This is a genomic window from Streptomyces sp. NPDC107765, assembly GCF_055657085.1.
Window position 1 is genome coordinate 543,799 of the sequence record NZ_JBVKBL010000001.1, and the last position, 24,659, is coordinate 568,457.

Annotated in this window: 25 protein-coding genes and 1 pseudogene; 14 read left to right on the top strand and 12 right to left on the bottom strand. The window is 67.8% G+C overall.

Annotation, left to right across the window (positions count from 1 at the left end):
• Window positions 1-126: 126 nt before the first annotated feature.
• Window positions 127-402, bottom strand: a complete 276-nt coding sequence (locus ACZ7MX_RS02640; protein ID WP_472128607.1) for a hypothetical protein — start codon at window positions 400-402, stop codon at window positions 127-129.
• Between the two features lie 232 nt (window positions 403-634).
• Window positions 635-1,573 (bottom strand): hypothetical protein, encoded by a 939-nt coding sequence (locus ACZ7MX_RS02645; protein ID WP_472128609.1) that lies wholly within the window; start codon window positions 1,571-1,573, stop codon window positions 635-637.
• A gap of 626 nt (window positions 1,574-2,199) precedes the next feature.
• Here ACZ7MX_RS02645 and ACZ7MX_RS02650 point away from each other — a divergent pair.
• From ACZ7MX_RS02650 to ACZ7MX_RS02660, 3 genes are all read left to right on the top strand, one after another.
• The gene (locus ACZ7MX_RS02650) at window positions 2,200-3,069 is read left to right on the top strand and encodes an MBL fold metallo-hydrolase (RefSeq protein WP_472128611.1); all 870 of its coding nucleotides are present in this window, start codon (window positions 2,200-2,202) and stop codon (window positions 3,067-3,069) included.
• 327 nt (window positions 3,070-3,396) lie between these two features.
• Window positions 3,397-4,089: a helix-turn-helix domain-containing protein gene (locus ACZ7MX_RS02655; protein ID WP_472129275.1), complete on the top strand. Its 693-nt coding sequence runs from the start codon at window positions 3,397-3,399 to the stop codon at window positions 4,087-4,089.
• Between the two features lie 116 nt (window positions 4,090-4,205).
• Window positions 4,206-5,537, top strand: a complete 1,332-nt coding sequence (locus tag ACZ7MX_RS02660; RefSeq protein ID WP_472128612.1) for an MFS transporter — start codon at window positions 4,206-4,208, stop codon at window positions 5,535-5,537.
• A 212-nt stretch (window positions 5,538-5,749) separates the two neighbouring features.
• On the opposite strand, the gene ACZ7MX_RS02665 is transcribed toward ACZ7MX_RS02660, so the two are convergent.
• Window positions 5,750-6,784: an MDR/zinc-dependent alcohol dehydrogenase-like family protein gene (locus tag ACZ7MX_RS02665; protein ID WP_472128614.1), complete on the bottom strand. Its 1,035-nt coding sequence runs from the start codon at window positions 6,782-6,784 to the stop codon at window positions 5,750-5,752.
• A gap of 368 nt (window positions 6,785-7,152) precedes the next feature.
• On the opposite strand from ACZ7MX_RS02665, the gene ACZ7MX_RS02670 reads away from it, so the two are divergent.
• The 4 genes from ACZ7MX_RS02670 to ACZ7MX_RS02685 all read left to right on the top strand — a co-directional run bounded on the left by ACZ7MX_RS02670 (window position 7,153) and on the right by ACZ7MX_RS02685 (window position 10,529).
• Entirely contained in the window at window positions 7,153-7,623 is a 471-nt protein-coding gene (locus ACZ7MX_RS02670; protein WP_472128616.1) for a DUF5959 family protein, read from the top strand.
• Between the two features lie 139 nt (window positions 7,624-7,762).
• Window positions 7,763-8,077, top strand: coding sequence for a hypothetical protein (locus tag ACZ7MX_RS02675; RefSeq protein ID WP_472128618.1), 315 nt, complete (start codon window positions 7,763-7,765; stop codon window positions 8,075-8,077).
• A 354-nt stretch (window positions 8,078-8,431) separates the two neighbouring features.
• Window positions 8,432-9,580 carry a hypothetical protein gene (locus ACZ7MX_RS02680; RefSeq protein WP_472128620.1) on the top strand — a complete coding sequence of 383 codons (1,149 nt, stop codon included), beginning with the start codon at window positions 8,432-8,434 and terminating at the stop codon, window positions 9,578-9,580.
• A gap of 73 nt (window positions 9,581-9,653) precedes the next feature.
• The gene (locus ACZ7MX_RS02685; RefSeq protein ID WP_472128622.1) at window positions 9,654-10,529 is read left to right on the top strand and encodes a barstar family protein; all 876 of its coding nucleotides are present in this window, start codon (window positions 9,654-9,656) and stop codon (window positions 10,527-10,529) included.
• Between the two features lie 172 nt (window positions 10,530-10,701).
• Here the strand turns inward: ACZ7MX_RS02685 and ACZ7MX_RS02690 are convergent, their stop codons facing one another.
• A complete protein-coding gene (locus ACZ7MX_RS02690; protein ID WP_472128624.1) occupies window positions 10,702-11,004 on the bottom strand; it encodes a hypothetical protein in 303 nt (100 codons plus the stop codon).
• A 331-nt stretch (window positions 11,005-11,335) separates the two neighbouring features.
• On the opposite strand from ACZ7MX_RS02690, the gene ACZ7MX_RS02695 reads away from it, so the two are divergent.
• Entirely contained in the window at window positions 11,336-11,989 is a 654-nt protein-coding gene (locus ACZ7MX_RS02695; RefSeq protein WP_472128625.1) for a phosphotransferase-like protein, read from the top strand.
• A 144-nt stretch (window positions 11,990-12,133) separates the two neighbouring features.
• On the opposite strand, the gene ACZ7MX_RS02700 is transcribed toward ACZ7MX_RS02695, so the two are convergent.
• Window positions 12,134-12,820, bottom strand: coding sequence for a hypothetical protein (locus ACZ7MX_RS02700; RefSeq protein WP_472128627.1), 687 nt, complete (start codon window positions 12,818-12,820; stop codon window positions 12,134-12,136).
• Window positions 12,821-13,065: 245 nt separating this feature from the next.
• On the opposite strand from ACZ7MX_RS02700, the gene ACZ7MX_RS02705 reads away from it, so the two are divergent.
• A complete protein-coding gene (locus ACZ7MX_RS02705) occupies window positions 13,066-13,461 on the top strand; it encodes a VOC family protein (RefSeq protein ID WP_472128629.1) in 396 nt (131 codons plus the stop codon).
• A gap of 56 nt (window positions 13,462-13,517) precedes the next feature.
• Here the strand turns inward: ACZ7MX_RS02705 and ACZ7MX_RS02710 are convergent, their stop codons facing one another.
• Window positions 13,518-14,339 carry an SDR family oxidoreductase gene (locus ACZ7MX_RS02710; protein WP_472129277.1) on the bottom strand — a complete coding sequence of 274 codons (822 nt, stop codon included), beginning with the start codon at window positions 14,337-14,339 and terminating at the stop codon, window positions 13,518-13,520.
• Between the two features lie 278 nt (window positions 14,340-14,617).
• Between ACZ7MX_RS02710 and ACZ7MX_RS02715 the strand changes: the two genes are divergently transcribed.
• Both ACZ7MX_RS02715 and ACZ7MX_RS02720 read left to right on the top strand, forming a co-directional pair.
• On the top strand, window positions 14,618-15,145 hold the full coding sequence (locus ACZ7MX_RS02715) for a TetR/AcrR family transcriptional regulator (RefSeq protein ID WP_472129279.1): 528 nt from the start codon (window positions 14,618-14,620) through the stop codon (window positions 15,143-15,145).
• Between the two features lie 205 nt (window positions 15,146-15,350).
• Window positions 15,351-15,959, top strand: coding sequence for a GNAT family N-acetyltransferase (locus ACZ7MX_RS02720; RefSeq protein ID WP_472128631.1), 609 nt, complete (start codon window positions 15,351-15,353; stop codon window positions 15,957-15,959).
• A gap of 161 nt (window positions 15,960-16,120) precedes the next feature.
• On the opposite strand, the gene ACZ7MX_RS02725 is transcribed toward ACZ7MX_RS02720, so the two are convergent.
• Window positions 16,121-16,711, bottom strand: a complete 591-nt coding sequence (locus tag ACZ7MX_RS02725; RefSeq protein WP_472128633.1) for a cysteine hydrolase family protein — start codon at window positions 16,709-16,711, stop codon at window positions 16,121-16,123.
• A gap of 348 nt (window positions 16,712-17,059) precedes the next feature.
• Between ACZ7MX_RS02725 and ACZ7MX_RS02730 the strand changes: the two genes are divergently transcribed.
• Together ACZ7MX_RS02730 and ACZ7MX_RS02735 are read left to right on the top strand one after the other, a co-directional pair.
• Window positions 17,060-18,061: a GlxA family transcriptional regulator gene (locus tag ACZ7MX_RS02730; protein WP_472129281.1), complete on the top strand. Its 1,002-nt coding sequence runs from the start codon at window positions 17,060-17,062 to the stop codon at window positions 18,059-18,061.
• A 514-nt stretch (window positions 18,062-18,575) separates the two neighbouring features.
• Entirely contained in the window at window positions 18,576-19,010 is a 435-nt protein-coding gene (locus ACZ7MX_RS02735) for a hypothetical protein (RefSeq protein ID WP_472128634.1), read from the top strand.
• Window positions 19,011-19,220: 210 nt separating this feature from the next.
• On the opposite strand, the gene ACZ7MX_RS02740 is transcribed toward ACZ7MX_RS02735, so the two are convergent.
• A complete protein-coding gene (locus tag ACZ7MX_RS02740) occupies window positions 19,221-19,577 on the bottom strand; it encodes a hypothetical protein (protein ID WP_472128636.1) in 357 nt (118 codons plus the stop codon).
• A 251-nt stretch (window positions 19,578-19,828) separates the two neighbouring features.
• Window positions 19,829-20,652 (bottom strand): annotated as a pseudogene (locus ACZ7MX_RS02745) (PIG-L deacetylase family protein).
• A 221-nt stretch (window positions 20,653-20,873) separates the two neighbouring features.
• Between ACZ7MX_RS02745 and ACZ7MX_RS02750 the strand changes: the two are divergent.
• Entirely contained in the window at window positions 20,874-22,076 is a 1,203-nt protein-coding gene (locus ACZ7MX_RS02750; RefSeq protein ID WP_472128638.1) for a carboxylate-amine ligase, read from the top strand.
• Between the two features lie 33 nt (window positions 22,077-22,109).
• Here ACZ7MX_RS02750 and fabV read toward each other — a convergent pair whose 3' ends face one another.
• From fabV to ACZ7MX_RS02765, 3 genes are all read right to left on the bottom strand, one after another.
• Window positions 22,110-23,327: an enoyl-[acyl-carrier-protein] reductase FabV gene (fabV, locus tag ACZ7MX_RS02755; protein WP_472128640.1), complete on the bottom strand. Its 1,218-nt coding sequence runs from the start codon at window positions 23,325-23,327 to the stop codon at window positions 22,110-22,112.
• Window positions 23,328-23,599: 272 nt separating this feature from the next.
• Window positions 23,600-24,052, bottom strand: a complete 453-nt coding sequence (locus tag ACZ7MX_RS02760) for a hypothetical protein (protein ID WP_472128642.1) — start codon at window positions 24,050-24,052, stop codon at window positions 23,600-23,602.
• Window positions 24,053-24,129: 77 nt separating this feature from the next.
• Window positions 24,130-24,546, bottom strand: coding sequence for a nuclear transport factor 2 family protein (locus ACZ7MX_RS02765; protein ID WP_472128644.1), 417 nt, complete (start codon window positions 24,544-24,546; stop codon window positions 24,130-24,132).
• Window positions 24,547-24,659: the final 113 nt, after the last annotated feature.

A 24,659-nucleotide genomic window follows, 5' to 3' on the forward strand; every position in this document is an offset into this window, starting at 1 on the left:
CGCGCCACGGGGGCGTGGCCGGGGCCAGCCTTCACTTGACCACGCCCCACGCCGAAATCGCCGTAACCGCCCCCGGACACACCAGCAAAACCGCCGGTCGGCGCGGCGGCAGCGCCGTCGCCGGGCTCAGTCCCGCTGCCCCCGCTGCTCCTGCCGCTCCCGCTGCTCTCGCTGCTCCTGCTGCTCCTGCTCATCGAGCGGCAAGTTCCGCTTCTCGCACAGCCGCGCCACCCTGCTGGCCAGGTCCTCGGGCACCGGGACCCCCAATCGGCGGGCGGCCCCGAGCCGGTGCCGGACCAGCCCCAGGGTCCAGTCCAGCTGCTCGTCAGTGCGCGCCGCGAATTCCTGGAGCGCCTCCACCATCAGCTGCTGCCGGTCGATGTTCGCGACGTCCTCTGTCATGGGCGCTGAACCTACCTGGGCCTCCTGCCCCGGTACACCGCTGAACGCAGAAGTTATCCGACTGCTACCGCAGTGACAGACTCCAGCAATACGGACAACGGTCCCACCCACGGCGGGCCGCCACGGGCACGTCACGGTGCTCCCGCCGCACCGCGCTCGCCCGGCAGGCCGCCGGCACGATGCCGACGACCACCGGGGCGAGCTGACGCGCAGACGTCACGTACCCAGGGCGCTACTTGGCGCGAATCTCGAACGGCAACGTCCGGTAGAAGAAGGACGTGTCACCGGTGCCCACCGACACACCCGCGTCCACCTTGACCACGGGAGCGGAGTCCGCGACCGCCAGGCGCAGGCGGTAGACGGCGGTGGCGCCCGGCGCCAGCGGCGTCTTGGCGGTCGAGATGAGCTGGGCGCCCATACCGGGGTCGCAGCCACCGGGCAGCAGCGAGACGCGCTGCCAGCCGTGACCGGGCACGTACTGCTGGAGCACCAGGTCCTTCGGCTCCACGGCACGCCCGCTGCCCTGGCCGTACGCGAAGTAGCCGGCGTTCAGTGCCGGGTAGGCCCGCTTGGTGGTGTTCTTGACCGCGAGGGTGAACTCCTTCGCCGCGCCACCACGGGCCAGTGCGGTGCCGCGCGGCCAGTCCGTGATCGTGGTCGTCGGCCGGTCGACAACGGCGCTCCTGGCCGGCGCGCGGTAGGTGTGGCCGTGTCCGTCGTTGACCGAGGCGGCCACGGTCAGGCGGCCGGGCCGGTCGATGTCCTGTACGCGCAGGGCCACCGTGGCGGGGTGGCCGGCGCTCGCCGCCACCGAAACGGGGAAGGTGAACGTGCCCTTCTCCGGATGGTCGCTACCGACCGGCCGTTGGTCCAGGTCGACCCAGCGGTGGGTCTTGGGAACGTAGCGCTGGATCATGAGGGAGGCGGCGCTGAAGCCGTGCGTGGTGACGTCCAGGCGGACGGTGCCCTTGGAGACCGGCGTACGCAGGGTCACCCCGGAGGACGTCCACAACCCGACCGGCGCCTCCGAGGCGAGACTGTACGAGATCTTCTCCCCCGCCCTCCCGGTGGCCCCGGCAACCGGATCGGCTGCTTCCGCCCGCCCCGCGGACGTCACCCGTGCCGCGGACGCACTCGGCTCTGCGGACGTCGTCCGGGCTACGGGCGTCATCCCGGCTCCAGGGGCGTTCTTGGACGCTGTCACCGCAGCGCCGCAGCTCGCCACGGACGTGGACTGTGCCGCACCAGCCACCTGAACGGGCGCGGCCTGCCCGGGAGCCGCGCCCCCCACCACCAGAGCCAGTCCGGCCGCAGCGGCCACCGCCGTACCCACTGCCGTCCGCCGCGCTCCTACAGACCGTTGCGCTGTACGTGTCATATCTCGCCCCCACATCGAACGCGGACGCATCAGCTATGCGCCTCTGAGGAAGAGGAGGCGCCCCGGCGGAGCCGGGTTCCCGCAAACCCCGCCAAACCCCGGAATTTCACTGACATGGGTGGCCGACCAGGACCGGTCGCTCTCGAACTCTTCCCGCGCGTCGCCATCGAGCGCGAACCGATCCCACACCGAGACCACAAAAACCAGAAGCAGCAAACGCCAGAAACACCATAGACAGCACAGACAGCACAGACAGCACAGACAGCACAAATATCATCAAACCCCTCCCCCTCGATCGCGTCGTGAGAGCGGTTCGGAACCGGAAGTACAAGATCGGCAGGACCTACCGATATCGGCTGCACACGGTCATCCTGAAAAGGCGGCCCGGTTCGGGTCCGTTCACCGGAAGGAGCCTTGCCATGGACGACTGGTACGTCGACGACCGCTGCACCAACTGCGACGTCGCCCGACAGTTCGCACCCGACCTGATCACCGAAGCCGACGGCACGTCGCAGATCATGCGCCAGCCTCGCGACGAGGCAGAGACCCGACGCTTACACGCCGCCGTCTTCGCCTGCCCCACCCGCTCGATCCGCCCGGCGTCCGGGCGGCCCGACCGGTCCCTCGACCCCTTCCCGATGGCGCTGGACGACGGCGTCCTGATCTGCGGCCACAACTCCCAGCACACCGCCGGCGCCAACTCCTACCTCCTCCTGCGGCCCTCCGGCTCGGTCATGATGATCGACACCCCGCGCTGGAGCCGTGAACTCGCAGCCCGGTACACCGCGTTGGGGCCCGTCACCGACGTACTGCTCACCCACCGCGACCACGTCGCCCACGGCCGCCGCTACGCGGACCACTTCGGCGCCCGGCTGTGGATCCACGAGGGCGACCTCGACGCAGCACCGGCGGCGGACCAGGTGATCCGCGGCCTCGAACCCGTCGAAATCGGCGAGGGGGTCACCGCTCACCCCCTGCCCGGCCACACCCGAGGCAGCGTGCTCTACCTAGCCGACGACCGGTACTGCTTCAGCGGAGACAGCTTCTACTGGTCCCGCACCACCGGCGATCTGGAGGTAGCCGAGAGCGTGACCTGGTACTCCATCGAGGAATTGGCCAACTCCCTTGCCAGAACGGCCCCACAGCTGCGATTCGAATGGGTCCTCCCCGGCCACGGCGACCGCCACCACCTCCCCGCCGACGAGATGTCCCAGCGCCTGCAAGCACTCACAGAACGCACTCGCCTACTCCGTCCCCAACCGATCGACTTCACCGCCGTCCGCTGGTGAACGAACGCCCGGCCAGCGGACTAGCGCGGGGCCAGTGGGTTACGGGCCACCAGGACCGCGGGGCCAAGGACCGCGCAGCACAACGAGCCAGCCAGCAGTCATCTCGAACCGTAAGGCGTTGCCTTCGGGCTAGTAAGGCGCTGACTCCCCCCGTAAGGCATTACTTCCGATGTCTCCGTCCGTCACGCCCATAGCGCCGCACGATGACGCCGATGCCTTCGCTCCGCTCAGCCGATGATCCCCAACGCTCACCATCCACCGGCATCGCCAACATCTCTTCGCGAAGAAGTCTTTGCAAATGGTTGTAGGCGGTTTACCGTGCTCAACATGACTGACTCAGGCTCAAGTTCAGGTTCAAGCGCGATCCAGGGCCCGTACGGTCTCCCTGAGGCTGAAGCGGACGCTGCCGTTCTGGACGCGAAGGGGCTACGCGCATTGGCACATCCGGTGCGGGTGCAGTTGGTGGGGCTGTTGCGCAAGAACGGCCCGTCGACGGCCACTCGGCTCGCGGAGCGGCTGGGCGTCAACTCCGGTACGGCCAGCTATCACCTGCGTCAGCTCGCTGCGGCAGGGTTCGTCGAGGAAGACGCAGAGCGCGGGAACGCGCGGGAACGGTGGTGGCGTTCGGTCCATCAGTCGACCTGGTTCAACGACCCTGACCTGGCCGCCCGGGAGCCTGAGGCGGCGATGACCTATCTGCAGTCGGTGGCGGGCACGTACGCGCTGCGCGCCCAGCGAGTGCTTAACGAGCTGCAGACGATGCCCCGTACCTGGCGCGAGACGTTCGACATGAGTGACTGGCCCCTGCGACTGACGCCCGCGGAAGCTGCGGCCCTGCATGAGGAGCTGCGGGCGGTGGTCACCCGCTATCGACGGGATACGCCGCCGGAAGCGGCCCTGGCCCCCGAGGACGCCGAGCGGGTCTCCGTCATCCTGCACCTCCTCCCCGAGTTGGACTCAGCCGCCGGCCCGGCAGGAAATCCCGGTTCCGAGAGGCCGACGGGAGCAGAGACGCCGTGAGCGAAGAACTCCTCGGTGCCCACGAGACATCGGGCAGACATGGCGACATATCCAATGGGTCCGGCCAGACATCCAGCAGGCGGAGGTTACGGCCGCTGGGCGGGTTACTCGCGGCGATGGCGGTGTCGTTGACCGGCACCCGGATCTCGGCCATCGCGCTCCCCTGGTTCGTACTCGTCACCACCGGCAGCGCCACCCAGACCGGGCTGGTCGCATTTTGCGAGATGACGCCCTACGTCCTGGTCAAGGCACTGTCCGGGCCGCTGATCGACCGAGCCGGGCCACGGACCATCTCCTGGACCACCGATCTGGCCAGCGCGACCGCCGCCGCTGCCGTACCGCTTCTGCACGCCCTCGATCTGCTCTCCCTCCCCTTGCTCCTTGGTCTCGTCGCGCTGATCGGCGCCGCGCGTGGACCGGGTGACCTGGCCAAGGAGGTCATGGTTCCGCAGGCGGCCGAACGCAGCCGGATACCGCTGGGGCGGGCCGCTGGCCTCACCGGCGTGACCGAGCGGCTCGCCGCCACCATAGGTCCCGCTGCCGGCGGTACCCTCGTCGCACTGTTCAGCCCCCTGACGGGCCTCGCCCTCAACGCCGTCTGCTTCGCGCTCGGATCGCTGATCATCGCCCTCGCGCTGCCCCGCGGAATTGGGCACGCTGTCGCCAAGGCCCCGTCGACCCACAAGAACTCACCGGCCGGGGACGCACAAGCCGGATTCTCGCTTGCTCCGGAGTCACAAGCCGGGGACGTGCAAGCGGAGGAATCGCAAGCCGGGGACTCTCGGCCCGGCTACTGGCGGCGATTCGGTGAAGGCTTTGCCTTCCTGCGCAGCCAACCGCTGCTCCTCACCATCATCGTCATGGTCGCGATCACCAACCTGCTGGACTCGGCGTTCACCACGGTTCTCCTGCCGGTATGGGCAAGGCAGTCCGGCAACGGCCCGGCGGTCATCGGTCTGAACAGCAGCGTGGGAGGAGTCGCCGCCATCGTCGGGAGCCTGGTGGCCGCGACGATCGCGCACAGAATGCGGCGCCGGATCGTCTTCTTCGCCGGGTTCCTGCTCGCCGGGCCGCCGCGCTTCCTCGTCCTGGCCTCCCACGCACCGATGTGGGTAGTCCTGACCGTCTTCGCCGTCGGCGGGCTCGGGGCGGGCTTCCTCAACCCCATCCTGGGCGCCCTCTCCTTCGAACGGGTCCCCCGCCATCTCCTCGGCCGGGTCAGCGCACTGGGCGACTCGCTGGCCTGGGCCGGCATCCCCCTCGGTGGGCTCATCGCCGGAGCGGCGGCAACCTCCATCGGTCTCGTGCCGGCGCTGCTGATCGGTGGCGTGGCGTACTTCCTGACGACGACGCTCACCGCCCTACGACCGGAATGGCGCGAGATGGACCAGTCGCGTAGGCCGCACAACCCTGCCGACACACTGAGAAGCTCAATCCCTGAGCCCTGAGGTTTCAGGCGTGAGCCCTAACTCCCGAGCCCTGGGACCCGGGTCCCGCGGCCTGAGGCATGGGGCCTGGAATTTGCGCCTCTGCCCTCCCATCCTGCGATGCATGCACTGCGTGCGCTGTGTGTGTTGTGTGCGCTGGGTATGTTGTGTGCGCTGCGTTGGGCGAAGGTCACCCGACCTCACTCACCATTTCCCTCCCGGTCGAATGACCGTCAGGCTGAAGCGTCCGCCCTCGACAGCGGCGTGTCGCAAGGCCGCGTTGGCGTCGGCAAGGTCGAAGACGGTGACGTCGAACTGGCGCAGGTCCAGTGGTCCGGACCTCGCCAGTTGGATGAGTTGGGGGTTGGCGTGGCGGGGGACAGCCACTGGCCGCGGAGGGTGATGTTGTTCCTCATGAGCCACGGATACGGCAGTGCGAGGTCGTCACCTCCCAGCATGCCGACGCCTCCCATGAGCACCACCGTCCCGTGCTCGCGGACCGTCATCACCGCCGCCCGTACCGCGGTCGTGGGGGCCGAGGGCGGTAGCAGGTCCAATACGACGTCGATCGGCCCGGGCGCCGCCGCGCGCATCCGCTCGCGGTCCGCCTCCTCATCACCCGACAACCGCACGGTCCTGATACGGGGCCCGAAGCGGTGCTCCAGCTCACCGAGCATCGTTTCGTTCCGCCCCGGCGCGACGACGCTGCCCGCGCCCATGGCCAGCGCGACCGCGACGGCGGCGCTCCCAAAATTGCCGGTGGCACCGCTGATCAGTACGGTCTGGCCGGCCTGCAGTCCGGCGGCGAGCAGCCCGCCGTACGGCACGAGAAGGACCGGCAGTGCACACCACCGGCCCGCGTCCGCCGCATCGATCGCATCGACCGTACCGAGGGGAAAGACATTCTCGGTCGGGACCAACAGTTGCTCGGCGAACGAGCCGTGCCCGAAGTGTGCCTGCAAGCGCAGGCCGCCCTCCCCGCGGGCGCTCAGGCCCTGGAGTGTGATGTCCGGGGTCAGCGCGTCGTCCCGTGCGCGAATGGTCGGATCACACAGCACCCAGTCACCGACGCGCAGCCGCGTCGAGTCCGGACTCACGGCACGCACCCGGCCCACCGCTCCGGTTCCGGGTATCACCGGCAGCGTGAGCAGATACTGGCGTTCCCCGCGGAACACCTCGGCGGCGTAGGGCAACACGCCGGCCGCCACGACATCCACCACTACCTCGCCCGTCCCCACCACGGGATCGGGCACGGTCTCGATCGTCAACGGCGCCCCGAACTCCTTCAGAACTGCGGCTCGCATTTTTTTGACGGCCTCGCTTCCCTCTCACCCTCGTAGCAGCCACCCGACGTGGCATCACGCCATCGTGAACGCGCCCCCGGACCGCAACCAGACCACGCTTCATCCCAGTACCGGGCCCACCACCCTCCTGCAGGGCCGGCCCAAGTCGTCGTGACACGCACCCTCCGCCTGGTCCTGAACAGATCCCCTGACTTTCCATCGCAGCTCGGCTCGGCTCGGCTCGGCTCGGCTGAGCTCAGCGAATGGGTCATTGGGGGTGCCTTCGCTCGTACGCGGCTCGTGGGGGAGGATGCACGCTACTCGCACCAGCCAAGGCCTTACGGAGGCGCACTATGGGAGAGCCGGAACCGGTCGACCTGATTCACCTTGCGGACACCGACGGCAACCGGTGCATCGTTCGTATCACTGGACGCTCCCAGCCCGGCGTACTGACTGGTCACGACACCTTGCGCGCCGATGTCCTGGTGTCCACCAGCTTCCTTGACGCACGCCTTGAGCTTTATCTCTTCCCGCAGGACCTCTCCACTTGGGAAGAGGAGCTGGAACGGCTGGTACCCCGTGCCAACGCGGGACTAGGCGGCGGGCGGGGCCTTGAGCTGGGCATTCAACTCAACGAGGACGAGTCAGTGGGGGTGACCATCCATGACCCCGACCGGCTCTCCACGTTCTTCTGGATCCGGCCACAGGAGGACTGGATCCAGGACCACCGAGCCCGGCTGGACCGAGTGCGGCAGGTCTGGCCGAGTGAGGTCATCGAGACGGCTCCCATGTCCTACGAGTGGAGCCCGAGCCGCAGGAAGTAAACATCTCGGGAGTTGCTCGTCCCCACCACCATCCCAATCCAACATCCCACACCACCCCACGTCCCATACCCAAGGTCCGACACCGGAGATCCGTCACCCATTCCCACGCCCAACACCACTTCGCCAGACGCTCGGGAGGATGATGATCCGCATGAAGAGAGAGAACGAGCGTGAAGCGGCCGTAGCGCGTTTGTGGCAGGAGCATCTGGACGCGGATTTCCCCGCCCGTCTGCGCGGTGTGGAACTGGCGGGAATCGACATGGTGTTGCTCGACGCGGACATCGCGGGGTGCGTGTCCGCCTGGCGCAACGGCGAGGGTTCTCTCGATGCGGAGCGGCACCGGGTCCTGCGCCTCTGCATGGCGGACCTGAACAACGTCCTGCCTCTGCTCACCGATGTCGACGAGCACGCGTATTACGGTCGTCTGCACAGACTGGCCGCGCTCGTCTCATAAGCCGGCCCACGGCAGTGCAGTGCAGTGCCTTGCGGCGCAGTGCGGTGCGGTGCGGTGAATTGCCGGGCGATGCGGTGTAGTCACTGCATGGCTGTTCGGCTGCTCGGCTGCTTGCCGCCGGTGGTTGCTGGCCTATGGATTATTGAGCGACACCCGGAGCATCCAGGTGAAGGCTGCAGGCGCACAATGTGGACGAGGCGACCGTTCAGGGCGCATGGGGGCGGCACGAAGGGGGCGGCGGGGATGGGAAACCGGGAATCACGGGAGCCACAGGAGCCACAGGAGCCACAGGAGCCGGGGATATCAGGGGCTCGGCGCGGGTGGGGGTTGTTGCTGTCCGTCGGCTTTGGTCTGGTGCTCCTTCTGTTGTCGGCAGGGCTGTTCGCCGTGGTGCCGGTCGAGTTGGCGGAGAGGGACGCGTATGCCGCGGCGCCCCCCTGCCCGGCCGGCTCCCGGTCGGATGCGTGCACGACGACGGTTCCGGCGACCGTCAAGGGCACGGAGGACGAGCCCAGCGGCAAGACCGTCCACTACTGGCTCCTGGTTACCGAACGAGGCACAGACACCGACGGGCGTGTGCGGCGTGTGCAGATGGCCGGGTCGGAACCGGTCTACGACACCGTGCGCGCCGGTGACGAGGTGAAGCTGACGTATTGGCGGGGTGAGATCCGCACCGTGCGGTTCGGTGCCGCCGCTCAGGAGACCTGGGAGTCTCCGGAGGGCAACTGGCGCTTCCCGCTGGGCGCCGGCCTCTTTCTGCTGCCCTTCGCGCTGATGGTGTGGTGGCTCGTCTGGTGGCACCGCTGCCGCTACACCTCCACAACGCACAACAGGCTCTGGCAGCTCACCATGGCTATGGTGACAGGGACCGTGGTGAGTTGCGTCGGCATTCTCGGGAGCATGGTCGGCCGCGACGTACCGGGCGCCCTCCTGATCACGGCAGCCGCTGTGCTGCCGGCCGCGGGACTGGGCGCGCTGTGTGCCTGGTGCCAGCAGCGACGCACGAACCGCGCTGCCGCGACCGTCAGCAGCATCGTTCCGGTTCCGCCGACCGACAAGCGGTGCATGCGCGCGGCCGTACTCGGAGACGTTCCCTACAGCGTGGACGGCTTCGACCACTTGGTGGTGGGTGAGGGCCGGCCGGCAACCACACCGGATCCGGATGGGCGCGTCGCCCGCAGAACGCTTCCGGAGACGCTGGTCGTGCAGCACGTCCGAGCGCTTCGTCCCGATGACCCCCCGTTCTGGAAGCAGGCCTTCAAGTACGACGCAGCCGTCATCGAATGCCGGGACGGTGACCACACCGTCCTCATCGCCATTGCCCGGCGTGACGCCCCTTTTGCCCTCGGCGCGCTGGTCAGCCCGTCTTCCTCTCCCCCCACGAAGACCAGCTCCGGGCAGCACAAGCGCATCGAGGAACACCACACTTCTGCAGACGAAGACCACACCTGTGCGGACGAACACCACACCTCCGCCAACGCCGGGCGCACCGACGACGCATAGGGCTTCCCCCTCTCTACGACAATTGGTCAGCTCGTCGATGTCCGCGTCTCGGGCTCTGTAGGATCGGTCAATTGTGAAGAACTCAGTAGGAAGCGCGGACCAGTTGGCCCAAGGGAAGAATTACGCCCTCACCAGCGAGGAAGACGAGAACGACTTCTGGGGCTTTGCGCAAGACGCCAGGGGGTTCTTTTCTCCCTTGGAGGAGGAAGGCTGGCGCCGGGTTGAATTCGTGGGGAGTGCGCCGCAGGGTGGGCTATTGGCCTCCCTGGACCATGTCGGTGGGCGTCGCACGGTAGCGGGAAACGCGTATCTGGATGTGCTCGATGCCGAAGGCGTCAGCATGGGGTCCTACTTCGTCAACGACGTCACCGTGGCCTCCGTCCGGCCTTCACCTTCGGGGGCGGGTTTGGTCGACGTCACGATGCGCATGTGGTGCGACCAGGCCATGCCCGGTTCGGGCTGGGTCTGGGAGTCGATCCGTGCAAGTCGACTGACCCGTACGGGCCTGTGGCAGGAACTCGATGGTGCTGGCCGACGCGCATGGCTGTCAGTTGCTCTGGGGTCGCACCGCTACCAACGCCGCGGAATTCCGGATGCCCCGGCGGGGATGGTATTCACGTTGGACGGTCGGCACCTCGTGGACGTGGACAGTTTCTCTTGCGCCCTCGGTGAGGCGATCAACGGCCCGGGCGGGTATTTCGGGTGGAATCTCGATGCCGTGGACGACTGCCTCAGAGGACGTTGGGGCGCCACTCCTCCGTTCACCCTGGAATGGCAGCACTCCACCGTCGCCCGGAACCATCTGGTCAACCATCCCGCGGTTCAGGAGGACAATGCCGAGGACACCACCGAGGGCAACCGCGAGGACGCTACCGAGGGCGCCGCCACTCTGTTCGCACTTCTCTTGGACATCTTCGAAGAGCGTGGCGTCGAGGTGGTTCTGAAGTGAGGACAAGCCACAGGGAGACCGGTCCGCTCGTTCGCGAACGGTGGTGTTATGCCGCAGTGCCTGCCGAAGACAGCCCGACGGGCAGGGGCAGGCACGGTCAGGGGAACGGGCAGGGGCCCGGGAATGGGCAGGGCCCCGGCACGCATCACCTCAGCTACAAGCCCCGTCCCCGTTACAGCGGAGGGTGATCCGGCACGGGAGAGGCAGCGACCTCATCATCAAGGATCTGCTCCCGCGCAGCGGTGGTCATCTTGTTGATGGCAATGGCCTGGGCAAGCAGCTCACCTGCGGGGGGCGGATTCGTGAGCAGGTCGTCGGATTCCAGCGTGGGGAGGGCCTGCCTGATCAGACGCTGAGCCTCGGGAGTCCTGGGTACCGCGTCTGCCTTGAGGAGATTCAACATCGTCTCCAACGCCTCGGCCAGCTCGCGGACCGTGTCCCGCAGTTCGCCCGTATCGGGGCATTCATCGTTCATGTCACAACGATCCCGGGCCGGCCGCAGATATGCCAGAGCGCCCACCGGATCCAGCCACGGTGTGCTGGCGATTTCCTGGGAACACGTGCACGAGATAGCACCGCCCGAGTGGACCCGTGACGGCGTGCGTGCACGGCCTCGACGACCGTCTGGTCAGGGCACCTTGGAGCACCGCGCCGGCGAGGGTGCCAGCATCAGGAACTACACCGGCCGCGTCGGTGGCACGAGACACATGCCATGATCACACCCAGACACACTCAGACACACCCACGCTCCACAGCAAGTACAGGCACGAACCAGCTGAGGTCAACTCCACACGAGGGACGGCGACATGGCAGACCACAACGACGCCAACGTGACAACCGCCGCTCGGGAACCAGCTACTCCAGGCACGGCCGACCCGGTCCACGCACGCATTCCCGACACCCCGGCCGGCGGCAAAGTCATCCTGCTCAACGGTACGTCCAGCTCAGGCAAGTCGAGCATCGCCCAGGCACTTCTCGACATGCTCGACGGCACGTGGTTCCACCTGCCCGTTGACGCCTTCCACGCAATGCGCTGCAAGGGCCCGATATCCGACGAGGACCTCCAGGCCGAGATCGACCGCACCTGCAAGGGCTTTCACCGTGCGGTCGCCGGTATGGCTGCCGGCGGCAACAACCTCATCGTCGACTATCCGCTCAGCCGTCGCTGGCGGCTGCTGGACCTCCTCGATGTGCTGGTGCCCGAAGACACCCTCCTGATCGCGGTGCGCTGTCCGCTGCCCGAGTTGGAGCGCCGCGAGCGCGAACGCGGCGACCGGCACCTGGGACTGGCCGCCATGCAGTACGACCAGGTGCACTCCCACGAACTGCACGACCTCGACGTGGACAGTGGCCTCCACTCCCCCGAGGAATGCGCCCGTCGCATCCGTGACTTCGTTCCAGGCCGACTGCGGCCCACCGCCTTCGAAAGGCTTCGGCAGACGCTGCGGAACCCCACATGACCGGCGGCAGGATGCGCACCCAGTCTGGCCAAGGACAGCCAGGGCCATCAAGGGCAGTCAAGGACATCAGGGCACGGGGCACCAAGGCACCAAGGCACCAAGGCATCAAGGCATCAAGGCATCAAGGCAATCGTCCACCGGGATTCAGTTCTGGTTCACCGGCCAGGCCGCCGCCGGGTCGCAGTGGGCCGGGCACGCCAGCAGATAGACCTCGTTCGCGAGGAAGAGGTTGTAGGTGTCGGCTCGCACGCTGTAAGGCTGCTCCGGTAGCCCGGGATGGACGGCGAACTCCATCCCTTCCGGCACCTGGCAGACGTACACCAAGTCCGCGCCGCACGCGCACGTGTAGTACTCGGGGTACTGGGCCCAGGAGGGCGTACCACCCACCTTGAAGGACTGGGCTCCAGGCCCCTGCTCTTCGGGAGTGTCCGTGAAGGGCCGGAGCGTCAACGGCAGAGCGCGCACGGACGGTTCGGCCTCCGCGACCGGCAGCGCAGCACGGCTCTGGAGCAGCACGCGCCAGAACGGACGCGGGTACGGCGGCTGCGGAGCGTCCCAGTACCGGGGTACGAGCCGGCCGTCGGAGAACTCGGGTTCGGACGCGTCGTTGTGCGCCCGGCAGTGGAAAACCAGCAGATGGTCTCCACCGAAATGCTCCGTCTCGGAGGGAATGTCCAACTGGAAAAACAGGGCCATCCGCTCCCCACAAAAGCACTCGGGCCACTCCTGCCCGTCGTCGAGGAAGGGCCAGCCACCCACGGAGTTCCGCATCGGCCGGTTCAGCGGCTCGGTTCCCACCTCAATCGCATGGGCAGACAGCGCTGCCTGCACGCCCCTCACATCACGTTCAACCATCCGCTCACTCTAAGGTTCGACCATCCACTCCCTCTGAAGGGCTGCCCAAACCTTCCTCACTGCTTGGCGCTGCTTATGCGTTCCGGCAACGGGTGCTCAGCCCTCCCGCAGGAACCGGAGGAGAACAGCGCAGCCCATCCAATCCCAGCCAAGCCAAGCCAAGCCTGGAGAGATCCAATCTAGGACAGTACTCGTCCTAGATCCGCGCCAGACTGAGCTGCATGACGACATTCCGCGGCCTTGCCACCATCCGCTATCACGCTGACAGTCTGGACGCCGCCCGTACTTGGTACACCGAAGTCCTCGGCGTGGAGCCGTACTTCGTACGCGATGAATACATCGAGTTCCGGCTCGGTGACCACCTGCAGGAGTTCGGTATCTCGCGGACTCCCTCCGCGCCTGCCGGCGTGGTCGCGTACTGGCACGTGGACGATGTGGACGCGGAGATGGCCCGACTCATGAAGCTCGGCGCACGGGAACATGAGCCGTTGCGCGACTACGGCGACTTCCGGGCCGGCGCCGTTCTCGACCCGTTCGGCAATATCCTCGGCGTGATGCACAACCCGCACTACCTGCAGGTATGGGGCGACCGCGACCGCGCGGCTTCCGGCAGCTGATGACGCCCGCGCCGTGTGGCCTGTTGCTTGCGGTCTGGGGTGGGGGAACTTCTGATCTACCGGAAGGCTGCGGCGTTCCGCGCGGCCCACTCGTGGAAGCCGTGCGGGGGCCGCCCGAGTGTCCGCTCCACGTCCGGACTGACCTGCCGCTCCTCCGGGGTCGGCTCGCCCAGAATCGCCAGTGTGCCCTCGACGACCGGCAGCGGCATGAATTGTGCCATCTGCGCATGGGCCTCCTCACGGGTCTGTTCCACGAAGCGGACCGGTTCCCCCAGCGCCTCGGCGAGTGCCGCCGCGCGTTCGCGTGGGGTGACCGGCGCCGGTCCGGTGAGGTGGTACGTCGCGCCGTCATGCCCCTGCTCACGCAGAGCGGCGGCGCCGACCGCGGCGACGTCGTCCGGGTCGATGAAGGGCAGACCGACATCGCCGAACGGAGCGGCAGCGGTGCGATGGAGCCGGACCGGCTCCGCCCAGGCGAGGGCGTTCGATGCCATGCCGCCGGAGCGCAGGATGGTCCATTCCAATCCCGATCCGCGCACCGCCACCTCGAACCTGCCCGCATGCGCGTAGACATCCGGCCGGGTCCCCGCACCCTGACTGGACAGCAGAACGAGCCTGTGAACCCCCGCAGACTTGGCCGCCTCCACGATCCCTTGCGGATCCTCCCCGGCCACCAGGAGAAACACCGCCTCCGCCCCGTCAAGCGCGGGCCGCGAGCTCTCGACGTCCCCCAGGTCTGCGGCGACCACGCGCACGCCCTGAGGAACATCAGCCTCGGTGATGTGGCGAGCCACAGCCGTGACCCGTTCACCCGCCTCGACCAGCATCCGTACCAGCGTCCGTCCCACATTGCCCGTAGCGCCCGTAACGACGATCACGACGACCCCCATAGGTGAGTAAGCGAGTAAGTAGGCGAGTAAGCAAGAAAGCAGGTTAGTGAGCAACTGAGTGAGTAGGTGACTGACTCAGGTAGGCACTCAGCACGCCCCCAGCAGCGAGTTAGTTAACTCGTTAGTTGGCCAGTCGGTAGTTCGTAGTTAGTTAGTTGACTGACTCACTGGGGAGAACGTAGCACACCTCCCGACCTATAGTTAGTCGGGTGACCAACTCACAGAGTGCGAGAGCGAAGAACGCCGGTGCCAAGCGGCAGCGTCTGATGGCCGCCGCCGCCCAAGTGGTGCACCAGCAGGGCGCCGAACGCACCACCATCGCCGACATCGCGCGCGCCGCCGACGTCCAAGTGGGCAACGTCTACTACTACTTCAAGACCAAGGACGAACTGGTCGCCGCGGCGCTCACCGAACACTCACGTCAGCTGGAGACCCTCACCGGCGAGCTGGACCGGCTGCCCGATCCGCGTGAGCGGCTCAAGTCCCTCGTACGGGGCTGGGTCGGGCAACGTGACCTCGCGGCACGCTATGGCTGCCCCACCGGGACGCTCGCCATCGAGCTGGACAAGCGCGCAGAGGGCGGGCTGGACAAGGAGGCGGGCAAGGTCATCCGGCTGCTGCTGGACTGGGTGGCGAGCCAGTTCCGGGAGCTGGGCCTGCCCGATCCCGAGGGACTCGCGTTGACCCTGGTGGGCGCGTACCAAGGGATGTCCCTGCTGACCAACGCGCTGCGGGACCCGCAGATCATGGTGAAGGAAGGCGAGCGCTTGATCGCGTGGCTGGACACCCTCTGAACGGTGGGCACTCTCCGAACGGGGACCCTCTGACGGTGGGACAAAGCGGCGTTCAAGGAGATGGTGGGGGCGGCCATCTTCTGGCGGATGCCGTAGCCGTCCCTCCGCTCAGGGCGAGTAGGAGTGTGCTGAGCAAGTCCACGTCGGTCGAGGTGAATGGTAAATGCGTTGTTGATGTGACGTGACTCGGTCAGGATCTCGGAGCATGGACCGTCCCTCTGCCATCCTGCGCTCGGACCAGGTCGAGCTGCGCCGTTGGCGCACGCACGACATCGAGATCCTGGACCGGTTGGTCAACGAGTCACGTGACCACTTGCTCCCCTGGATGCCCTTCGCGGCCAGCCACAACCGGAAGCAGGGCGAAGAGTTCCTGACCCGGTGCGAGGAGGAGTGGGCGGCGGGACAGACGTACTGCTACGCGATCACCTCGGGCGGTGTGGAGGTCGGCAGCTGCAGTCTGATGCGCCGGATCGGGCCGGGCGGGCTGGAGATCGGCTATTGGCTCCACCCTGAGTGGACGGGGAAGGGCTTGGCCACCATGGCCGCTGGCGCCCTGGTCGCCGCGGGACGCCGACTGCCTGGCATCGACCGCATCGAGATCCATCACGACGAGGCCAACCCCGCCAGTGGGGCCGTCGCCCGGCGTCTGGGCTTCACCGAAACCGAGCGCGTCCTACTGCCGGACGGGCCCGAGACCCCGCACGAGACGGGCATCGACGTCATCTGGCGCCTGCAGATCCAGATCCGGACCTCGCCCTCACCGAGCCCCTGCACTTCCGCCTCCGCATCCACCTCCAGCTCCACCTCCACTTGAACCTGCACCTTCGCCTGCACCTGACGCTGTTGACCGTATGTGTGCGTACGTGGGGAGGCCCGCCGTCCAGGAGGGCGGCGGGCCACCGGGGGGGGCGGGCCACGGGGGGGCGGGCCACCGGGGACGACGCCCGGCGCGGCGCCGGCACCCGCCCCTCTTCCTCAGCTCAACGACGAGCTGGACGGGACGACGACGCCGTACAGGTCGGCGATCGTCGCAAGCGCGCCGTGGTGGAGCTGTGCGGCGGACACGTCGGCCACCGGCGTTTGCAGGGGCCGTGTCGCGCAGGCGTCGGCGACGACGGTGGGCCGGTTGCCGCGCAGGAACGCGCCGGCGGCGGTGAAGGCCACGCACATGTGGGTCATGAACCCGGCGATGATGACGTCCGTGTTCCCGGCGGCATCGACGTGGTCACCCAGATCGGTGTCATGGAACGCGTTGGGCGTGGCCTTGACGACGACGGGCTCGCCCTCGACGGGCGCCACACGTGGGTGGATCTGGCCGATTTCTGAACGGATGTCGTACGGAGTTCCCTCGCCGGCGTCGTTGATGACGTGGATGATCTTCGCCCCCGCGTTCCGGGCTCGGGCCAGTAGTGTGGCCCCGGAGTCGAGAGCTTCCTGCCAACCCGCCAGCTCCAACGCCCCACGGGTGTAAGTGTTTTGGTAGTCGATCAGGATCAGTGTCGCAGCGGCCAGCGAGGCCGGCGTCTGATCGAATCCGCTGAGTTCCCGCAGAGTTGTCGTAGACATTGCTGCACTTTCTCGGGGTGGGTGTCGAAGTTTTCGGGCCGCCGCGCGATGGCACAGCCCACGCTACGGAGCCGCCCCGCATGGCGGCAATGTCATGTAACTTGCAGATACAGACATCGCCTGCCTCACCTCGTTCACCTCGCATCGCATCGCCTCACCTCACCTCGTTTCCCTCCTATCGCAGCGCCTCGTATCGCAGCGCCTGGCATTGCTTCGCCTGCCAGCGCATCGCCTCACCGTTGCCGACCCGGCGGAGACCCCTTGAACAGCTCAAGCAGCTTGCGCAATAGCAACAGCAGTAACACCAGCGGCGGCAGCAGCAGCAGCAGCAGCAGCGTCAAACGACTCATCGTCGTCCTCCTCTTCGACGGCGTCGACCTGCTGGACGTCACCGGTCCCCCGGAGGTCTTCGCGCTGCTGCAACGGGAGACGGGCGACGCGGCGGGCTACCACGTCGTGCTGGCCGCCGAAACCATGGACCCCGTCACCACCTCGGCCGGGGTGCGCGTCCTCCCGGACATCACCTTCGAGGAGGCGTCGGCGAGGAGCATCGACACCCTGATGGTTCCGGGCTCGGTCGAGGTCGACGATCAGCGCCGCGTACGGGCCCTCACCGATCCCACGGTGGTCCAGTGGGTGCGGACGCTCGCCGGCCGGACGCGGCGCATCGCCTCCGTTTGTGTGGGAGCGCATATCCTCGCAGCCGCCGGGCTCCTGGACGGAAGGCGCGCCACGACCCACTGGTCGACCGCGCAGCAACTCGCCGCCGACCACCCGTCGATCGAGGTCGACGCCGACCCGATCTTCATCCGCGATCAGAACGTGTGGACCGGCGCGGGCATCACCGCCTGCCTGGATCTCTCCCTCGCCCTTGTCGCCGAGGACTTCGGCGAGACCATCGCCCTTCGCGTCGCCCGGCAGCTCGTCATGTACCTGAAGCGCCCGAGCGGCCAGAGCCAGTTCAGCGTCCCGATCGAACCCGTCTCCACCACGCGACGCATGGACGATCTCCGCCACCACATCACGCAGAACCTCGCCGAACCCCTCACCGTCGCCGATCTCGCCGACCACGCCCATGTGAGCGAACGCCAGCTGACCCGGATCTTCAAGACCGAACTCGGCATGACGCCGGCTGCCTACCTCGAATCAGCCCGCGTCGAAGTGGCCCGAAACCGACTCGAGTCCACGGATGACACCCTCGAACGCATCGCATCCGCCTGCGGCTTCCATACGACCGACACGCTCATCCGGGCATTCCGCCGCAAGCTCAACACGACACCGACGGAGTACCGCAATCGCTTCCGCATACCGGTTAGCGGACCTGACAGTCGCGAAGCGCGGCGCTGGTGATCCGTGTCGCCACGTATAGGCACGTCTTGTGGGGGGCGGCGCGGGCACCGTTGAGGTGACCGAATTGTCGGGGGGGTGTGGTCCGGCGCACGCACGGGCCACAGGAGCGGGCGCCCGGGCCGGGCCTGCCATGCCGCTTGGTCCGCGCGCCGGAACCGTTCTGGGCGGGAGCACGGGCCCCACCCAGAACGGCCTTAGGGACCCACCAGTCCCTTGCGCGCCCTACGCACGCAAGGCGACTCTATGCCGGAGAATTTAACGGGACATCAACGGCTCGGTGGGATCGTGATAACGCGTCGGCCATTCTCGCTCCGGCACCCGAGGGAACGCTGGCCCAAATTGGCCGACGCTTAAAGGAGCTCGCCTAGGCTGAGGCCCACATGCTCATGTCTGCAAGCCGATGCCTGCAGGCTTATAGCCACACGCCTATGGCCACATGCCTATGGCCGCATGGCCGCATGCTTATAGCCGCATGGCCGCATGCTTATGCCTGTATCCCGAGGAGGAGACGTACATGAGTGCATTTCGTCGCAGCGCGTCCCTGTTGGTGGCTGGGCTTACCGCCCTGCTGACCGTGTCAGCGGCTGTCGAACCCGCCGTGGCCGCCGACCCGGCTCGCCAGCCCCTCACTTGCTCACCGTCGACGGCGGGCTCGTTCCTGCTGTGCAACGTCGAACGCAACTTCTCCGACACGTGGGACGGGCGGGCGCTGTTCCGTCTGACCTCGGCCGCAGCACGTACTGGGGAAGGCAGTTACTTCCTGTATGTGCCGGCCACGGCGGCCGTCCAGAGCATTCCCCACAACGGCCCAGAAGTGCCGTCCGACTGGCGTGCTGTGCTGTTCACCATGCCGCGTTCGGAACACCGTGTGGAAGTCCGCTTCGGCGATATCGACCGTCCCGAGGCAGCCGAGCCGGTCGCCTGGGTGGAGGAAATCCCGGCAGGCTGATAGCACTCGGGGCACAGCGGGCTGTCACGCCGCGGATGCAGAACACAGTGCACAGAACACAGTGTGCAGAACACAGTGTGCAGAACACAGTGTGCAGAGCGCAGTGTGCAGAGCGCACTGTCAGCCCATGCGAGGGTGAGTCGACGGTTAGCGTTCCGATTACTGCCACCATCCCGAGGCCGTGCCTTTTCTGTCGGGCGGTGCTCTTGCTCAGGCGGCAAACCAGGGAACACGGCAGGCGTGCGGTGCTGTGCCTTCCGGGCACATGGTCTTGAGTACCGTCTTGCGGATCGCGCGCCAGGTCCGCAAGGAGCACGCCAACTGGACACGTAGCTCGACCAGTTCCCGCGTTTCGCTGTTCTGACCGGGGTGTTCCCAGGCCCACTGGTCTGCCAGCAGGTCGTACATGTCGGCGGTCGTGATATCGCTCCCGGGAAGCGTGTGGTGGACGGCCTCGCCGAGGATCCGGACGCTCCGGGAACCGACAGCTTCGCCGATGATTCCCCTGACCCAGGCCAGCCCCTGCTCATCCGCGTACAAGCCGAACCTCAGGGTGCGCGTCCTCATTGCCTCAAGCCTTCTCTATTGTCATCCCCGGTATCTTCACCGGTGTCTTCACCCCGTGGATTCTCCGGTGTCCTCACAGAGGTCTTCCCCGACATCTTCACCGACGTCTTCACCGGACCGGGAATTGCACGGTGGCCCACGGTAGCCACTGACAGCTGGTTCCTTCACCTGCTTTTTCGCTACGAAAGGCACAGGACGAGCCAACCTGACTGGCCACCGAGGTCATGCAGCCTTACTGCTGACACGCACCCCTACCTCGTCGACGGCTCCGTGCCGGCCAAGAACGTCCACTGCGCCGGGCCCGGGCTGCCCCCTGCCTGAGCTGCCACTACAGGCGCAGGGCTGTGGCGGATGTACCACTCGGTGGACAGCAGTCGCTCCCTGCCGTCCGCCGGGAGCCCGGCGATCACACCCGGCAGGGCTCCCCGAGCCACCTCGCTGCGATGGGCCAGGACGGCAGCGACCTTCTGCTCCAGCCAGGGGCCGACGTCCACGGCCGCGGTGATCTGGTCGTCCGGAACGCTGTACACCGCCTTGCGCACCCCGACCACCTCCGTCAACGCCGGCACCACGGAACGCGGGTGGGTGGCCAGGTAGAGCGCGCTCGGCTGCCAGGGTTCGCCGGCTCCCGGTAGAGCTGGTCGAGCCCGGCCGCCTGGACCGCGAGCACGGTCACCCGGTGGGTGTGCACATGGTCCGGATGCCCGGGCAACCCACCGTAGGCGTCATGCGTGACCACCACCTCCGGGCGGAAGTCCCGGAGGTGCGCCACCAACCGCCGCACGGCTTCGTCGAGCGGCGCCTCGATGAAGGGCACGCTGCCCGGCGCCGACTGCGGTACGCGCGCATCGGCGAAGCCGAGCATCCGCGGCTCACCTGCACCAAGGATGCGCAGTGCCTCGGCCAACTCCGCGGCCCGCCGGGTGCCCGCGTCCCAGGTCGCCGTGACGACTCCAGTACGCGCTCCCGCCGCCGCATGCCGGGCGAGCACTCCGCCCGCCGACAACGATTCGTCGTCAGGATGGGCAAAGACCCCCAGCAGGCTCGGTACCAACCTCGACCTCGACTTCGACATCAAGGGACCACCTTCCAGTACGGGAGAGTCGGATCACGGGCCGCCGGAGGGCCCGTCATCCCCGCCTGGCCCATCATCCCCGCCTCGCCCCTCCGCATGGCGGCACTTGACGTCGACGAGTCGGACACGTCCCCGACACGGCACGGGGCTTGATGTCGCCAGAGTGGCTAACTCCCGCCTAAGCAGGTGGAGTTGACTCGACCGTCATGCACTATGGTCGCGTGGAGAGCGAAGCTGACCGCCCTGCGAACGCGAATCGCCACCTTCCCGTCCCCGCCGGCCGCGGCCGGCCTTCTGCCGCACCTGCCACCGATGCCCCGCTGACCCTGGGGGTGGAGGAGGAATATCTCCTGGTCGATCCGGTGACCCGGGAAGTGAGCCCGCTGGGCCAGAAGGTGGTGGCGCAGGCGTCCTCTTCCGGACTCGGGGACCGGGTCGGCACCGAATTGACGTGTTATCAGGTGGAGGCACGTACCGAACCGCACGCCGTGGTACGGAACCTCGGGGAGCAGATCCGGTCGATGCGGGCCGTTGTCGCCGATGCCGCCGGGCGTCAAGGGTTGCGCGTGGTCTCCAGCGGTTCGCCCGTTCTCGGGCAGTCGATTCCGCCGCCCATCTCGGACGGGGCCAGGTACGCGCAGAGCGTCGCGACCTTCCGTGCCCTGGACGACGAGCAGACCGCCTGCGCCTGTCACATTCATGTGGGAATCGCGGACCTGGGCCAGGCGCTCCAGGTCAGCAATCATCTGCGGCCCTGGATCCCGGCCCTCATCGCCCTGACGGCCAACTCGCCGTACTGGCACGGCAGGGACACCGGCTATGCCAGTTGGCGCGTGATGACCTTGGCGCGCTGGCCGGTCTCCGGTCCGCCGCCGTACTTCGATTCTCCGGCCCATTTCCACGACCTCGTCGGGCGCGCCATCGAGGTGGGAGCGGTCATGGACCGAGGCGGTCTGTACTGGGACATCCGGCCCTCCAGTCATGTGCCGACCCTGGAGATCCGGGTGGCCGACGCGGCCGCCACCGCTGACGAGACCGTACTGTTCTCGGCCATCGTCAGGGCCATGGTCGCGACCTCGCTGAAGGCCATCGACGCAGCTGAACCGGTACCGCGTCCGCAGCCGGAGCTGCTGCGCGCGGCATGCTGGCGTGCCGCGCGCGACGGCCTGGCCGGGCAGAGCGTCGATCTGCCCACCAGCCGCCTGGTCCCGGCCGCGGCCCGGGTGGACCGGCTCCTGACGTGGATCCGGCCCGCGCTGCGCGCATACGGCGATCTCGGGTTGGTGCGCTCCGGGTGGTCACGGCTGCGGGCCGTGGGCAATGGTGCCGACCGCCAACGCGTCACCTATCAGCGCCGTCACAGCCTGCCCGACGTCGTCGACCACCTGATCGCCGCCACGACACCGCCACCGACCTATCGGTGAACGCGTGCACCGGCCCACCGGCCGCTGCCGGGTTCAGGACGCGTGGCGGGGCCAGGGGACGTCGGTGGCGACGGGTGCGGTGTAGTCGACGCCGGGGACGGCGAAGCCGTACAGGCGCTGGACCTCGCCGTGGAACCAGTCGAGGTCGGCGAGTTGGGCGATGGTGTCGGTGGTGGCGGCCTGCCAGCGTTCGGCGACGGCGGTCTGGACGTCGGGAGCCAGCTCCCAGGTGTCGAGGCGTACCCGGCCGTCGTCGTCCAGGTCGAGGGGGCGGGCGCCGGTGAGCTGGTCCCACAGGTCGGTCAGCTGGGCGAGCGGCGGTACCACTCCCTCGCCGAGGACGCCGCGGAGCAGCCCGACGTAGAGGGCGATGCCGGGGATGGCGGTGGAGGACTGGGTGACGGCGGCGCCGTTGACGGAGGTCACCGCACGGCCGCCGACGAGCTTTTCCAGGCGCTCGGTCAGGGTGCGGGCGGTGGCCTCCAGGTGGGCCTTGGCGGTGCCGATGGTGCCGTGGCGGTAGATCGCGGCGGTCAGCGGGGATCCGATGTAGGACAGTGCCGCGGTGGTGAACCCGTCCGCGAGCAGGCCACGGTCGGCGAGGTGGTCGATCCACCGCTCCCAGTCGGCGCCGCCCATCACCGCGACGGTCTGCTCGATGTCGTCGCCCGCGGCCGGCTGGGTCTCGACCTCCTTGATCTCGCCCGCGCCCTGGTCGTCGAAGACCAGCGTCTTGGTCCGGTGGGCCTGGCCGATCGGCTTGAGTACGGAGGCGTAGAGGGTCCCGGTGTCGGGGTCGGTGCGGCGGGGCGCGGCGACGGAGTAGACCAGGTGGTCCAGGCGGCCGCCGAACCGCTGCTTGAGGAGGTCGGCGACCTGGTCCTTCATCTCGTCGGCGAAGCCATCGCCGTTCAGGAAGACCATGTCGCGCCCCGCCTGGGTGGCGAGTTCGGCGGTCGCGGCGGTGCGGTACCAGCCGGCCGTCGCGGTACGCCGTTCGCTCGGGCCCTTCTCGAAGCAGACCCCGATGCCGCGGATCCCGGCCCGCCGGAGGCCGGCGATGGTGGCGGCGAGCCCGTATCCGGCGGACGAACCGATGACCAGCGCCACCGGACCGTCCCCCGTCGGCGTCGCGGCGGGGCCGGGCACGGCGGCCTGCCACATGTCCTCGACCAGGCGCCGGCAGCCTGCCGGGTGGGAGTCGAGGAAGAGGAAGCCGCGATGACGTGGGGTGATGACGCGTTCGGTCACGATCAGTCAGTCCTTAGGTCATTCGGACGTGAAGCATGCGGAGGTCAAGCACGCGGAGGTGAAGGTGGCGGCGGCGCCGAGCCCGGTCGGCGCACCTTGGGCAAGTCTCCACCCGCACCGCATCGGACCGTTACCTCGACGGGCACAGGGTTCGCGATCTTGGATTGGAGCTTTTCCACTACTTCGCGCGGACCGCGTCCAGCAGCCCTTCGCACACTCGCGGGAAGACAGAGGTGGCGCGGGGCCCGGCCCGGGCCCCGCGCCTCGCTCCCTCACCAGGCCGACGGCCGGGACCGGTCGGCGCCCTCGCTCTCCTCCGGCCATTCGATGGGACGGCAGTCCGTGCGGTAAAGGGCGCCGGGGTCCGGTGCGTACACGTCGTCGTGCGGCCCGCTCCAGTAGCCCCGCCGGGTCCGCGGGAGGGGGATCTCGACCAGCTTCCCGTCGTGGATCATCCACAACCCGAAGCAGTCGTCCTCCTCGTCGTGTATCAAGACCTGCACCGTCTCCGGTCGGGGCCACGGCAAGGACTCCAGATGTTTCAGCAATCCGGATCTGCTGCGCACCCGCACGAACTCCGCGCCCCAGCCGAACCCGTAGTTGCCGCCCGGGGACATCTCGTGGAAGACGCCCTTCCAGGTACGGGAGTCGTCGTACCGCGTCAGCGGCTCCATGACCTCGTCCGCGTCCTGCGCCAGCACGATCACTTCAGCGATTCTGCTCATGCGGGGAGTATCACCATCGGCTTCGCCACCACCAACCCGGTGTGGCCTCTGGTCCGGCACGCCGTACGGGAGGCTCCTCAGGGGGTGCAGGCCGCGGCGACCGAGAGGCTGTTCTCGTAGACATGGTGCCGGGTGATCAGGCCGTCTTCCACGGACAACCGCAGGGCGAAGGGCCCTTCGAAGGTCTTCCCGGTGGCCCGAACCGTCCCCGAGAGGTGGCCTGTCAGCACTGCGTCCGTGCCCTCCACCACGATCGCGTCGATGGAGAAGGCACCCTCGCCCGGGACCGTGTGCGCGGCCAGTTCGATCCAGTGGCCCGCGACGTCCGCACGGGTGGAACGGGGGCGGATCCAGGGCACCTGCGGGTTCTCGGCCACCATCCAGTCGACCTTCTCCGCGTAGACGGCAGCGATGTGCTCGGGGTCGCCGCCGGCGGCACGGCGAAGATACTCCTCCACGACAGCCCGGGTGCGCTCGGTGGTGGTGGTCGTCATGTTCGGGGGGTTCCTCTCTCCAGTGATGCAGTGATCAGTCGTGCAGGCACCAGTCATGCAGGCATCAGTCATGTCGTGACCAGTCATGTAGTGATCAGCCTGCGCGATGCGGT